This is a genomic window from Flavobacterium commune (assembly GCF_001857965.1).
In the GTDB taxonomy this organism is placed as follows: Bacteria; Bacteroidota; Bacteroidia; order Flavobacteriales; family Flavobacteriaceae; genus Flavobacterium; species Flavobacterium commune.
This window is the reverse complement of the sequence record NZ_CP017774.1, coordinates 3,838,129-3,851,214: the sequence shown is the minus strand read 5'-3', so window position 1 is coordinate 3,851,214 and position 13,086 is coordinate 3,838,129. Positions and strand designations below refer to the sequence as shown.

Genomic DNA, 13,086 nt, shown 5'->3' with positions numbered 1-13,086 from the left:
GGGGAATGGCGCTCGGAATTCCCCTCCTTTGGAGGGGTGCCCAACGGGCAGGGTGGTTATAAAGACATTTATATAATGCGCTACGGATATAAATAAAATTTACATATATGAAATAGCCATGATTTAATTATCACAAACATGAATAATGGCTATACCATATTCCTTTAAAAAATAAATATTATCTAAATATGAAAAAAATACGTTCCAAATTAAGTGTTATTCTAGGCAGTTTTTTTGTTCTGGGATATGCGTCAGGTTGTTCTGTAAAAAACAAATTTAAGGGAATTAATATTGAGGTGAAAAATAATCTGGATTTCAACCGTAAGGAAATTGTGGGTATTCCAAGCGGTAAATTAGCGGGTTTATTAAAAAATACTTCAGAGAAAAATGTTCGTATTAAAATTCAGGGAGCTAAAGACTATTTAAGAACCCAATGGATTGATTATAATAACGATGGAGTAGGAGATGAATTGCTTTTTGAAGTAGACATTAAAGCCAATAGTGTAGTAAATTATTCGATAGTTTCTGATACCGCGAAAGTTCCTGAAAGTAAGGCAACAACTTATTCCCGTTTTGTTCCGGAGCGTATTGATGATTATGCCTGGGAGAACAACAAAGTAGCTTTTAGGGCTTATGGTCCTACAGCGCAGCAATTGGTAGAGCAACACAAAGAAGGTGGTACACTTTCCAGTGGTATTGATCTTTGGCTTAAAAAAGTAGACTATTCTATTATTGATAGTTGGTATAAAAAAAATGTAGAAAGTTCGGGATACTACCACATCGAACACGGTGAGGGCTATGATCCCTATCATGTAGGAGCCAGCCGGGGTACCGGTGGAGCAGGAATTTGGGAAAATGACAGTTTACAGGTAGCTAAAAATTATATCAGTTATAAAACAATTGCAACAGGACCACTACGTACGGTTTTTGAATTGACTTATGCACCCTGGAGTAGTTATGGAGTTCAGGAAACCAAAAGGATTTCATTGGATTTGGATTCCAATTTTTCAAAATTTGAAATTAGCCTTCGTTCAGATAAAAAGATACCAAATTATACGCTGGGGATTACGCTGCATGAAAAGAAAGGCGAAGTCAATATCAACAAAATTAACGGATGGTTTCGTCATTGGGAACCCATAGATAGTTCTTTGTAGGCGAAGGTATCGTTGTTAATCCTGAAGTGGTAAACAAAGCTTTTTGCTAATGATTCTAAAACGCCAGACCAAAGTAATTTGTTGATAGTCACTAATCCTGCAGCTAAACTGACTTATTATGCCGGTTTTGCATGGACAGGAAGCGGACAGCTTTCAGATGTTACCCAATGGGATGAAATCCTTGCCAAGCAGGCAAAAATTATTGCGAATCCTTTAGAAGTGATTGTTAAATAATATCAATTCCAATTTAAGAACGTAATCTAATGATCTCTAGAATTCAAAATGTAATTTATATTGTAATGGCTTTTTTTGCTTTATATTCTTGTAAGTCAGGAAGTGAAAAACAGTCTGGGAATCAATATAATTCTCAAAACTATATTTCCAAAGTTTGGCAGTCAGACCGTGGTGATGGGACTTATACAAATCCTATTTTGTATGCCGATTATTCCGATCCCGATGTGATTCACGTAGGGAATGACTATTATATGACCGCCAGTAGTTTCAATTGTACTCCGGGGTTACCCATTTTGCATTCTAAATTTGGTGAATTGGCAGATTATCAATTATGCTTTGGACAAACAAATTCCTGAAGCAGTGTTTGATATTCCGCAACACAGTAAAGGAGTTTGGGCGCCGGCTATACGTTTTCATAAAGGTGAATTTTATATTTATTGGGGCGATCCTGATTTTGGGGTTTACATGATTAAAACCAAAGCTATTTATGGTAAATGGTCAAAACCAGTATTGGTAATGGCTGGAAAGGGAATCATTGATCCCTGCCCGTTTTGGGAGGGAGAAAATGCCTATTTGGTTCATGCCTGGGCTGGAAGCCGGGCAGGGATTAACAGCGTGCTTACCATCAATAAAATGAATCCTGAAGGGACAGCAGTGCTGGATGAAGGGCAAAATGTTTTTGATGCACACGATAAGCATCATACCATGGAAGGACCTAAATTGTATAAAAAAGATGGCTATTATTACATTTTTGCTCCTGCTGGCGGAGTGGAAACAGGATGGCAGGTAGTTATGCGTTCCAAAAATATATACGGCCCGTATGAAGATAAAGTTGTTTTGGAACAAGGCAGTACTGTTATCAATGGTCCACATCAGGGAGCCTGGATCGAGACTTCGGATAATAATTCATGGTTTATTCATTTTCAGGATCAAGGAGTTTACGGTCGGGTATTGCTTTTGCAGCCTGTGCAGTGGAAAGATAATTGGCCTCTAATAGGGAAAGATTTAGACGGTAATGGAGTAGGTGAGCCAATACTTTCTGGTGCAAAACCCGTAATAGGGAAAAATTTACCGATAATGCATCCGGTGGAAAGTGACGAATTTACAAACGGAAAACCGGGTTTACAATGGCAATGGTATGCTAATTCTTCTGTAAAATGGAGTGCCCAAATCCCGGGAACAGATTATTTGAGACTTTTTGCCATCAGTCAGAAAGAAGAACCTAATCTTTGGAATGTTCCCAATTTATTATTGCAAAAATTACCGGCACCAAATTTTACCGCTACAACTAAAGTAAAATTGACAACCGAATGGCAAACTTCAGACAAGAAAGCAGGCTTGTTGTTAATGGGAAAAACCTATACTTATTTGGCAATTGCTTTTCATGACAGCCAATATTGGGTACAACAAATAAGTTGTGCCAATGCTAATGAAGGAACAGCGGAAAAAATAATAGCTGAAAAAGCTTTGGTTTCAAACGAAGTGCAGCTGAGTATGAAAATTATGGCTCCTAATGCCAGTTGCCGATTCAGTTACAGTGAAAACGGAACTGATTTTTTCGAAATAGGAGAAGAAGCTAAAGCCGAAAAAGATTTATGGATTTCGGCCAAAATAGGAATTTTTGCCATCAGTGAGCCCAATGTTAGAATGGGAGGTTATGCTGATTTTGACTGGTTTAGAATAACGAAATAAAAAACAAAAATGAAGACAAACAAATTTTATCACTTACTGGGATTATTCCTTTGTACGTTAGCTACTCAGGCGCAATTTATTCTTGAGGAAACTGTTCAAAAATTGAAGTCTCCGGATGGGGCTTACGAGTTTACTTTTTATCAAAAAAAGGATAATTCTAATGATAAACAAATGTACTATACGCTTTCTTACAAAGGAAAATCGGTTGTATTGGAATCAGAATTGGGTGTTTTGATAGAAAATCAGACTTTCGAATCAGCTCTGGCAATCCCTAATGATAGCTGTAAGGTTTGGGGAGAGAATTTGAATTTTATCGATGCTAAACGAAATACTATTAATGAAAGCTGGAAGCCGGTTTATGGTGAAAATTCGACTATTCGAAATAATTACAATGAGATGACCATCTCGTTTCGAAAAGGAGAAACTGTAAAGCAAGTTTCAACAGATGGCTACGACAAGAATAAAAGTTATTTTATGAACGTGATTGTTTGTGCTTACAATGAAGGAGTTGCTGTTCGATACCATTTTCCGGAACCAACGAATGGTTTGTTTCTTCATATTATAGGGGAACAAACGCAGTTTACCATGCCCGAAGGGACTTTGGCTTATTATGAACCTTGGGCACAGGGACCAATTTCATTACTTCCTTTAAAAGATTGGAAAGGGCAAAGTGAGCGTCCACTAACAATGAAATTAACCAATGGTTTGACAGTAGCTATTGCTGAAGCACAAATGACCGACTATGCCCGTATGAAATTCAGTCTCAATGCTGTAAAACCCAATACACTTCAGGCAACGCTTTACGGTAGTGTAGATGTGATTCCGGCTTATTTTACGCCTTGGCGTGTGATTATGGCTGCTGATAAAGGAACTGATTTAATCCTAAATAAAGATATTATTCTGAATTTGAATCCCGAAAATCAAATGAAGGATGTTTCGTGGATTAAGCCGGGAAAAGCAATTCGGGTGGCCAAATTGACGCAGGCAGATGCCAAAAAATGTGTTGATTTTGCTGCTGAACGCGGTTTGCAATACATTCATCTTGATGCAGGCTGGTATGGACCTGAAATGAAAATGAGTTCTGATGCTACTAAGGTTTCAGAAACAAAAGATATCAATATAGCTGAACTATCGGCTTATGCGGCTTCAAAAGGCATTGGGCTTTGGGTGTATGTAAACCAACGTGCTTTGATACAACAATTGGATTCCATTTTGCCTTTGTATAAAAAATGGGAGATTAAAGGAATTAAATTTGGTTTTGTGCAGGTAGGAAATCAACGCTGGTCGACCTGGTTGCATGAGGCGGTTAAAAAATGTGCAGAATATAATTTGATGGTGGATATTCATGATGAGTATCGCCCAACTGGTTTTAGCCGTACTTATCCTAATTTGATGACGCAGGAAGGAATTCGTGGCAACGAAGAAATGCCTGATGCCGATCATAATGCTATTTTACCTTTTACGCGTTTTTTGGCCGGAGCTGCCGATTATACCATTGCTTATTATAATAATCGTATTCAAAATACGCATGCGCATCAATTGGCTTTGTCGGTGGTTTATTATAGTCCAATTCAGTTTTTGTATTGGTACGACCAACCGTCAGCTTATCAGGGAGAACCGGAAATCGAATTTTTTGATAAGGTTAAAACAGTTTGGGATGAAACAAAAGTACTTAATGGAGAAGTGGGAGAATATGCAACTGTAGCACGTAGAAGTGGTGCCGATTGGTTTGTGGGAGCGATTACCAATAAGCAAGCCCGAAAAGTAAGTATCCCAACCGCTTTTCTTGTAAAAGGGGAAGAAATATATTGTGAAGTCTTTTCAAGATAATGATGCGATTCAAACCCGTACTAAGGTAGTGGCTTCAGAACAGAAAATAAAAGGAGGGGAAACATTGACTTTTGATTTAAAAGCCAGTGGTGGTGTAGCATTAATCATTTCTGAAGTCTCTAAAAAGTAGCTTAGTTTAAGATGAAAAAGATAAATTATATACTTCTTTGTTGTAGTTTTTTTTGTCTCAGCAGTTATGCTCAGGTTTGGCAATGGAGCGTAAAGTTGAATAATACGATTTCTCCGGAAACCAATGATAATCCGCAAGCTTTTTTGTGGGTGCCGGAAAATTGTAAGCAAATTAAAGGGGTAGTGTTTGGACAACACAACATGATAGAAGAAGGGATGCTAGAAAATTCCTATTTCAGAAAAGTAATGACTGAACTTGGTTTTGCTGAGGTTTGGGTAACTCCTGTAGTTAGTTGGACTTATGATACCAGCAAAAATGAAGAAAAGATCATTGATGCAATGTTCAAATCATTGGCTGAGGTTTCGGGTTATCAGGAGTTGGCTTACGCACCGGTTGTTCCTATTGGGCATTCGGCAATGGCGAGTTTTCCTTGGAATTTTGCGGCTTTTAATCCGGATAGAACCCTTGCCTTGGTTTCTGTACACGGAGATGCACCCCAAAGTAATTTGACAGGAAGTGGTAAACCCAATCCTGATTGGGGCAATCGAAATATTGACGGAATTCCGTCGTTGTTTGTAATGGGAGAGTACGAATGGTGGGAGAAAAGGATACAGCCTGCTTATGCTTATATTGCAAAACATCCTGAGAGTGTAATTACCCTATTTGCCGATGCAGGACATGGTCATTTTGATTATTCGGATGGAATGGTTAAATATGTTGCAGATTACATTCGTGAAGCTGCTAAAGGCGACTTCCTGCTAAAATGCCTTTGGCAAATTATCCAAATCTTAAAAAAGTAAAACCGGATTCGGGTTGGTTAATGGATAAATGGAGAAAGGATTCGGTTCCAAAATTCAAGCCTGCCCCTTTTAACCAATTTGTTGGTGATAGAATACAGCTTCCCTGGGTTTTTGATGAAAAAACAGCAAATGCAACCGAAGTTTTTTATGCTCAGGCCCGTGGAAAGAAAAACAACATTTTGGTTTTAAACAAAATGGAGAAATAGTAAAACCAGATAAAGTCATGCTAATTTTCAGTTAGATTTTCAGCCATTAAGTGACGGAATAAGTTTTGTAGTAACGCCTTTTTCCTCGGATAGTTTAAGATTAAAACCAGTTAGTGATTTTGCCCAAACTAAACTTCTGATTGACCGGATTTGTGGTCCGGTGAAAAAAATAAACGATACCACTTTTCAAATTAGATTTGATAAACTGGGTTTCAATAATACAAACGCAGTAATGATATTTGGCTTTTGGCTCACAATAATGGCGATGTCATTTATAAAAGCGCTGTCCAACAACTGCATTTGCGATTTCCTATCGTTAATAAAGAAGGAAAACCACAAACGATTGATTTTTCTCCAATAGCTAATGTAAAAGTAGGTGTAGAAACAATTGCATTGAATGCCCATCGAGTGCAGGAACTAAAGTAAGCTATTATGTAAAAGAAGGTCCTGCTTATGTGGAAGACAATAAACTGCATTTTACTAAAATTCCACCGAAGGCAAAGTTTCCAATTAAAGTTACTGTCGTGGCATGGCAATATGGAATAGCGGGAACATTACAGTCAGCTCAGTCAGTCGAACAAAGTTTTTTTATTGTAAAATAACCCGATTCGAAATGATTTAAAGGAGCAGTTAATCTTAGTTAGATTAGCTGCTTTTTTTGTTTTTAGGGACAATATTCGTTCTGTTTTAAAAAGTCAATTAACGGTGTTATGAGTTCATTTTAAATGGAACTTTTATTTAAAATTTCGATTCTGTTTTTCAGAATAAAAGGAGCTATAAAATAGGAGTGAAAATAATAGTTTTTACTCATGTATTTGATAGCCAAAAGATAAAAAATCTGTTAAGAGTAGCATTCCTTAGTTTTTGTCTCATAAGAACTATAATTTATAGTGTTTGCATCATAATTTATCTATTAAGTTTTTAATTCTGACTAACATTGAATGTTTTTATGATGCTAATAAAACAGCGTATAAATCAAGGGAGAAAATCATTCGGCTGAATGAATTTTAGAGGGAGAAAATTTCGAATCAAAAATTAATAAATGTTACTATTTAGAGCTTAAAATTAGAACTAAAATAATTTAAAAAATATATGAAATACGGTACAATTAAATGTTTAGTTCTTGTTGTTGGATTGTCAATAAATATGAATGGGCAATCGCACTATCCCGGACAACACGAGGGGAAATTAAAACTGGATGATACCAAAAATGCAAAGGTTTTGGGATTTAACCTCCAAGATGTAAAATTACTGGACAGCCCATTTAAGGATAATATGCTGCGCGAAAGTAAATGGATTTTGAGTATTGATGCCAAGCGATTGTTACACAGTTTTAAAACCAATGCAGGTGTATTTAGTGATTTGGAAGGAGGTTATTTTAAGGTTGATAAATTAGGCGGTTGGGAATCTTTGGATTGTGATCTTAGGGGCATAGTACCGGGCATATCCTTTCCGGTTTGGCTTTATTATATGCTGCTACGGGAGAGAACAAGTATAAAATTAAGAGTGACAGCTTAGTTACAGGATTAGTTGAGGTACAAAAAGTGTTGAATCAAAAAGGTTATTTAAGTGCGTTTCCTCAAAACTTAATAGATCGAGCTATTGCAGGAAAAAGTGTTTGGGCGCCATGGTACACCCAGCACAAACTTTTTTCGGGTTTAATGGATCAATATCTTTATTGTGATAGTAAACCAGCATTGGAAATCGTTAAAGGAATGGCTGATTGGGCTTATGAAAAGCTGAAGCCTTTGACTGATGAAGAGCGTAAAAGAATGCTTAAAAATGAGTTTGGCGGAATGAATGACTCTTTTTATACTCTATATGAAATTACGGGAGACAATAAATATAAATTTCTTGCCGAATTTTTTTATCATGAAGAAGCACTGGATCCGCTTTTGAGTAAAGTAGACAATCTCAATAAAAAACACGCCAATACTTACATTCCTAAATTGATAGGGCTTTCCCGTAACTATGAACTAGAAGGGGGTGACAAAAATCGTGAGATTCCTGAATTCTTCTGGAATACGGTTGTTAATCATCACTCATTTATTACGGGTAGCAATAGTGATAAGGAGAAATTTTTTGAACCGGATCATCTTTCTGAACATCTAAGCGGTTATACGGGAGAGTCTTGTAATGTGTATAATATGTTAAAACTTACCCGCCATTTATATGGCTATAACCCACAAATAAAATATGTGGATTATTATGAAAAAGCACTTTACAATCACATCTTAGGGCAACAGGATCCTAAACGGGAATGATTGCTTATTTCCTGCCTATGAAACCCGGTGCACATAAAGTTTACAGTACGCCCGAAAATTCATTTTGGTGTTGTGTGGGAAGTGGTTTTGAAAATCAGGCAAAATATGGGGAATTTATCTATTACCATGATAACAAAGGTTTGTATGTAAATCTTTTTATTCCGTCAGAATTGAACTGGAAGGAAAAAGGAATTGTCGTAAAACAGCAAACCAATTTTCCAAATTTAGGCAATACCCAACTCACTCTTAGTACTGCTAATCCGGTTAGTATGCCAATTAGTATTAGATATCCATCATGGGCAGCTAATGCTGAAGTGAAAATAAACGGAAAAAAAGCAAACCATTAAAGCTAAGCCAGGGAATTATATAGTATTAGACCGTAAATGGGATAATGGAGATACAATTGAAATTTCATTTGATATGCAAATCAAAGTCAATCCAACATCTGATAATCCCAAAGTTGCGGCTGTAACCTATGGACCTATAGTGTTGGCTGGTGCAATGGGAACAGAAGGCATGCTTGAACCAGGACCTTATAGTAATCCAAAGCTATATAATGATTATTATACCTATGATTACCATGTTCCTGGAAGTGTTTCTAATCAGTTGAATCTGGATGGAAAAAAATTAGAAAAAAGCATTGTTAAGGAGAATGATAATGTTCTAAAGTTTAAAATAAAAGGAACAGCGAATACTTTGAAACCAATTTATGATATACACCGTGAAAGGTACATCGTTTATTGGAATTTAAATAAATAAGGATTTATATATAATTTACTATGAATATTAAACAACAAATTTTAGGTTCCATTGTTGCAACTTTAATGCTGGTGGGCTGTGGAAGTACTATTACTAATACTAAATTGGATGATAAATTGGATGTGGATGCACAATTAGCTTATTGTGTGAAACAATCGTCGAATGCCTTAAAATTAATACCCAATGATGGTTCGATTCCAAGGAGTATTCCATTTGAAAGTAAGCAATGGAAATTTGTAGATTATAAGGATTGGACAAGTGGTTTTTGGCCGGGTCAACTTTGGTATTTATATGAATCTACGGCGGACCATAAATGGGAAACCGCTGCAGATAAATTCACCAATTATTTAGCACCACTTGCTGTCACTCCTGCATTAGATCACGATTTAGGTTTTCAGGTTTTCAATAGTTATGGGAATGGTTATCGTTTGACAAAAAATCCGGAATACAAAAAAGTGATTTTAAAAACAGCCGATACTCTGGCTACACTTTTCAATCTAAAAGTGGGTACAATCTTGTCCTGGCCTCGTGAAGTCCCTAATATGGAATGGCCACAACATAATACGATCATGGACAACATGATTAATCTGGAACTATTGTTTTGGGCATCTAAAAATGGAGGTAGTAAATCATTGTATGATATGGCTGTTAGTCATGCTACAGTCACGATGAAGAATCATTTCAGACCTGATTATACTTCGTACCATGTAGTAGTTTATGATAAAGAAACAGGCAAAAAAATAAAGGGGGTAACACATCAGGGCTATAGTGATAGCAGTATGTGGGCTCGCGGTCAATCCTGGGCTATATACGGTTATACGATGGTTTACAGAGAAACAAAAGATCCTAAATTTTTAGATTTTGCGCATAAGGTTAGCCGTGTTTATTTAGACCGATTGCCAAAGGATTTGATTCCGTATTGGGATTTTGATGATCCAGCGATACCAAATGCGCCCAGAGATGCTTCGGCAGCTGCAGTTGTAGCTTCGGCTCTTTTGGAATTGTCAACTTATACCCAGGATAGCGTGTTGGCCAAAGAATATTTGGATAAGGCCGAAGGAATGTTAAAAGAGCTTTCGGATAATTATCAAAGTAAAATACGAATACCGCACTTTTACTACATTCAACAGGACACAAACCTGCCGGTTCAGAAATTGATGCTTCCATCATTTATGGCGATTACTATTATGTAGAAGCTTTGTTAAGGTATAAAAACTGAAAGCAGGTGAGAAACCATTATTGACTTATAAATTCAATTAGAAAGAATAAAAATTAACCAAACAAAAATTAAAATGAAAAACAAAAAAATAATATACTGGTCTATAGTTGTAGCATTGGCCGGATTTCTATTTGGTTTTGATACCGTAGTCATTTCGGGAGCCGACAAACAATTGCAGCAATTATGGGGATCTTCAGATTTGTACCATGGATTGGTGGTTATGTCTTCGGCACTTTGGGGAACAGTAATTGGAGCTGTTTTTGGAGCTATTCCTACCAATATTTTAGGAAGAAAGAAAACATTAGTATTAATAGGTGTTTTGTTCTTTCTTTCGGCTGTAGGAACTGCTTTTGCAAATGATGCTGTTGTTTTTTCAATTTTCCGATTTTTAGGAGGACTTGGAATTGGAGCTTCAACTATTGCAGCACCAACTTATGTTTCTGAGATTGCTCCGGCAAAAGACAGAGGGAAATTAGTTGCATTGTATCAGTTCAATATCGTATTTGGTATTTTGATAGCTTTTCTATCGAATTATTTATTACAGGATATTGGCGAGAATTCCTGGCGATGGATGTTAGGAGTACAATCTGCTCCGGCTTTAATATATACTTTATTGGTTTTCGGAATTCCGGAAAGTCCGCGTTGGATTTTTGAGTATAAAAAAGACCGTGAAAAAGCGATTGCTATTTTAAAACAAGTCAATTCAGATGAAGAAGTAGCATCAGAAATTGCAGCAATGGAAAATGAAAAACAGCATGAAGTACTCGATGAGTCTATTTTTATGAAAAAATATAGAAAGCCATTGTTATTAGCTTTCTTTATTGCCTTATTCAATCAGTTTTCAGGAATTAATGCTTTCTTATACTATGCGCCGCGTATTTTTGAATTGGCGGGTCTTGAAAAATCGGCTTCTTTTTTCAGTAGCATCGGGATTGGCGTAGTAAACCTAATTTTTACGCTGATTGGAATTTCATTGATTGACAAATATGGAAGAAAGACCCTGATGTATTTAGGTTCTGTTGGATATGTGATTTCTTTAGGATTAGTAACTATGGCTTTTTATTTTGAATGGAAAGGGATGGCTGTACCGTTATTTTTCTTTTTATTCATAGCATCACATGCTGTAGGTCAGGGGTCAGTAATTTGGGTATTTATTTCCGAATTATTTCCTAACAAACTCAGAGCAGCAGGAACTTCTTTTGGAACATCCGTTCATTGGGTTTTGGCAGCCTTGATTCCTTCTTTTATTCCGTTTTTGTTTAAAGAAATTGGAGCAACAACCGTTTTTAGTATTTTTTGTCTGATGATGGTTTGGCAATTGCTTTGGGTTTTCTTTAAAATGCCGGAAACCAAAGGAAGAACCCTGGAAGAATTATCAGAAAGTCTTTCGACACAAAGTGAATTAAATCGTAATCAAAATAATTTTAAAGTAGAACAAAATGAATTTATTTAACCTTGAAGGTAAAACAGCGTTAATAACAGGAGGAATTCACGGATTAGGAATGGCAATGGCTGAAGGATTAGCCAAAGCCGGAGCAGAATTAATCATTACCAATAATGTTCAGGAACCTTTGGATGTGGCTATTGAGCACTATAGAAAATCAGGTTTTACAGCTACAGGCTATGTTTTTGATGTAACTGATGAGGTAGAAGCCGAAAAGCAAGTGGCTGCCATGGTAGCCAATCATGGTAAAATTGATATTTTGGTTAACAATGCCGGAATTATTTTACGTGTTTTAGCTATCGATATGCCGGTTTCTGATTTCCGTAAAGTAATTGACGTAGATTTAGTGGGACCATTTATCATGTCTAAATTGGTTGCCAAAGGAATGATTGCGCGTCAGTCGGGTAAGATAATCAATATCTGTTCAATGATGAGTGAATTAGGTCGTGATAATGTGAGTGCTTATGCTTCGGCCAAAGGAGGATTAAAAATGCTAACCAGAAATTTAGCTACTGAATGGGCAAAACATAATATTCAGATAAATGCTATTGGACCAGGCTATTTTGCTACGTCACAAACAGCGCCAATTCGCGTGGATGGTCATCCGTTTAACGATTTTATCATTAGCAGGACACCAGCAGGACGTTGGGGAAATCCGGAAGATTTAGCCGGAACAGCAGTTTTCTTAGCATCTGAAGCCAGCAATTTTGTGAACGGTCAGGTAATTTATGTAGATGGAGGAATTTTGGCTACTATTGGAAAACCCTCTAACGAATAATAGTTGTTTTAAAGAAATTAAAAATGAATTTGAATATATCTAATACTATTGATAAAAAAGTAATTTTCGAACAGATTGCAGCAGAATTAAAGAAGCAGAATTTTACTATTGTTCAACAAGATGCAACAAGACCCTGGGGCGGTTTTTTCGTAATTGATGAAAATCAGGCAGCTGTTTTTGCCGCAAAATTTTTTCCTCATCTTGAAATGGATAAAATAAAGATAACAAATAAGCTAAGCCCTAAAATATTAGTTGTTGCTCCAGATAAGCGATTGTCATGGCAATATCATTTTCGCAGGGCTGAAATCTGGAAAATTGTAGCCGGTATTGTGGGTGTAAAAACAAGTTCAACAGATGAAGAAGGAGAAATTCAACAGCTTACCCCCGGAGATTTTATTCAAATGAATAAAGGAGAACGCCATCGTCTAATTGGTTTGGATTCATGGGGAGTTGTTGCTGAAATCTGGCAGCACACCGATCGAGAAAATCCTTCCGATGAAGAGGATATCGTTCGTTTACAGGATGATTTTGGGAGGTAGTAAATGGTGAAATAAGTTTAATTGAAATCAAATAAAT

The 13,086-nt window shown here is 36.6% G+C and carries 14 protein-coding genes and 2 pseudogenes; all 16 read left to right on the top strand.

What is annotated here, in order from left to right:
- Window positions 1–188: 188 nt before the first annotated feature.
- The 16 genes and pseudogenes from BIW12_RS16045 to BIW12_RS16005 all read left to right on the top strand — a co-directional run bounded on the left by BIW12_RS16045 (window position 189) and on the right by BIW12_RS16005 (window position 13,049).
- A pseudogene (locus BIW12_RS16045) lies at window positions 189–1,388 on the top strand (DUF4861 family protein).
- A 29-nt stretch (window positions 1,389–1,417) separates the two neighbouring features.
- Window positions 1,418–2,318: pseudogene (locus BIW12_RS16690) on the top strand (glycoside hydrolase 43 family protein); the annotation flags it as partial.
- 147 nt (window positions 2,319–2,465) lie between these two features.
- Window positions 2,466–3,080 carry a beta-xylosidase family glycoside hydrolase gene (locus BIW12_RS16685; protein ID WP_317040858.1) on the top strand — a complete coding sequence of 205 codons (615 nt, stop codon included), beginning with the start codon at window positions 2,466–2,468 and terminating at the stop codon, window positions 3,078–3,080.
- A 9-nt stretch (window positions 3,081–3,089) separates the two neighbouring features.
- On the top strand, window positions 3,090–4,910 hold the full coding sequence (locus tag BIW12_RS16035; protein ID WP_198033439.1) for a glycoside hydrolase family 97 protein: 1,821 nt from the start codon (window positions 3,090–3,092) through the stop codon (window positions 4,908–4,910).
- A complete protein-coding gene (locus BIW12_RS16515) occupies window positions 4,891–5,040 on the top strand; it encodes a hypothetical protein (protein ID WP_198033438.1) in 150 nt (49 codons plus the stop codon). Before BIW12_RS16035 ends, BIW12_RS16515 begins: the two co-directional genes overlap by 20 nt.
- Before the next feature lie 11 nt (window positions 5,041–5,051).
- Complete coding sequence (locus BIW12_RS16510) at window positions 5,052–5,840, top strand: alpha/beta hydrolase family protein (RefSeq protein ID WP_198033437.1); 789 nt, start codon at window positions 5,052–5,054, stop codon at window positions 5,838–5,840.
- The gene (locus BIW12_RS16505; protein WP_198033436.1) at window positions 5,810–6,046 is read left to right on the top strand and encodes a hypothetical protein; all 237 of its coding nucleotides are present in this window, start codon (window positions 5,810–5,812) and stop codon (window positions 6,044–6,046) included. The genes BIW12_RS16510 and BIW12_RS16505 overlap by 31 nt, the downstream gene beginning before the upstream one ends.
- 246 nt (window positions 6,047–6,292) lie before the next feature.
- Window positions 6,293–6,472, top strand: a complete 180-nt coding sequence (locus BIW12_RS16500) for a hypothetical protein (protein ID WP_198033435.1) — start codon at window positions 6,293–6,295, stop codon at window positions 6,470–6,472.
- 666 nt (window positions 6,473–7,138) lie between these two features.
- The gene (locus BIW12_RS16495; RefSeq protein WP_198033434.1) at window positions 7,139–7,564 is read left to right on the top strand and encodes a beta-L-arabinofuranosidase domain-containing protein; all 426 of its coding nucleotides are present in this window, start codon (window positions 7,139–7,141) and stop codon (window positions 7,562–7,564) included.
- The gene (locus tag BIW12_RS16490; protein ID WP_198033433.1) at window positions 7,504–8,310 is read left to right on the top strand and encodes a beta-L-arabinofuranosidase domain-containing protein; all 807 of its coding nucleotides are present in this window, start codon (window positions 7,504–7,506) and stop codon (window positions 8,308–8,310) included. Before BIW12_RS16495 ends, BIW12_RS16490 begins: the two co-directional genes overlap by 61 nt.
- On the top strand, window positions 8,307–8,657 hold the full coding sequence (locus BIW12_RS16665; protein WP_198033432.1) for a beta-L-arabinofuranosidase domain-containing protein: 351 nt from the start codon (window positions 8,307–8,309) through the stop codon (window positions 8,655–8,657). Before BIW12_RS16490 ends, BIW12_RS16665 begins: the two co-directional genes overlap by 4 nt.
- Before the next feature lie 73 nt (window positions 8,658–8,730).
- Window positions 8,731–9,069, top strand: coding sequence for a hypothetical protein (locus BIW12_RS16480; RefSeq protein ID WP_394332090.1), 339 nt, complete (start codon window positions 8,731–8,733; stop codon window positions 9,067–9,069).
- A 20-nt stretch (window positions 9,070–9,089) separates the two neighbouring features.
- A complete protein-coding gene (locus BIW12_RS16020; protein ID WP_232227113.1) occupies window positions 9,090–10,262 on the top strand; it encodes a glycoside hydrolase family 88 protein in 1,173 nt (390 codons plus the stop codon).
- Window positions 10,263–10,361: 99 nt separating this feature from the next.
- Window positions 10,362–11,741, top strand: coding sequence for a sugar porter family MFS transporter (locus BIW12_RS16015; RefSeq protein ID WP_071183246.1), 1,380 nt, complete (start codon window positions 10,362–10,364; stop codon window positions 11,739–11,741).
- Window positions 11,728–12,510 (top strand): gluconate 5-dehydrogenase, encoded by a 783-nt coding sequence (locus BIW12_RS16010; RefSeq protein WP_071183245.1) that lies wholly within the window; start codon window positions 11,728–11,730, stop codon window positions 12,508–12,510. The genes BIW12_RS16015 and BIW12_RS16010 overlap by 14 nt, the downstream gene beginning before the upstream one ends.
- Window positions 12,511–12,533: 23 nt before the next feature.
- A complete protein-coding gene (locus BIW12_RS16005) occupies window positions 12,534–13,049 on the top strand; it encodes a cupin domain-containing protein (protein ID WP_071183244.1) in 516 nt (171 codons plus the stop codon).
- Window positions 13,050–13,086: the final 37 nt, after the last annotated feature.

Coding starts and splice junctions, on each gene's coding strand:
- BIW12_RS16685 (WP_317040858.1), top strand. CDS start 2,466: ATGCATCCGGTGGAAAGTGACGAATTTACAAACGGAAAACCGGGTTTA.
- BIW12_RS16035 (WP_198033439.1), top strand. CDS start 3,090: ATGAAGACAAACAAATTTTATCACTTACTGGGATTATTCCTTTGTACG.
- BIW12_RS16510 (WP_198033437.1), top strand. CDS start 5,052: ATGAAAAAGATAAATTATATACTTCTTTGTTGTAGTTTTTTTTGTCTC.
- BIW12_RS16495 (WP_198033434.1), top strand. CDS start 7,139: ATGAAATACGGTACAATTAAATGTTTAGTTCTTGTTGTTGGATTGTCA.
- BIW12_RS16665 (WP_198033432.1), top strand. CDS start 8,307: ATGATTGCTTATTTCCTGCCTATGAAACCCGGTGCACATAAAGTTTAC.
- BIW12_RS16480 (WP_394332090.1), top strand. CDS start 8,731: ATGCAAATCAAAGTCAATCCAACATCTGATAATCCCAAAGTTGCGGCT.
- BIW12_RS16020 (WP_232227113.1), top strand. CDS start 9,090: ATGAATATTAAACAACAAATTTTAGGTTCCATTGTTGCAACTTTAATG.
- BIW12_RS16015 (WP_071183246.1), top strand. CDS start 10,362: ATGAAAAACAAAAAAATAATATACTGGTCTATAGTTGTAGCATTGGCC.
- BIW12_RS16010 (WP_071183245.1), top strand. CDS start 11,728: ATGAATTTATTTAACCTTGAAGGTAAAACAGCGTTAATAACAGGAGGA.
- BIW12_RS16005 (WP_071183244.1), top strand. CDS start 12,534: ATGAATTTGAATATATCTAATACTATTGATAAAAAAGTAATTTTCGAA.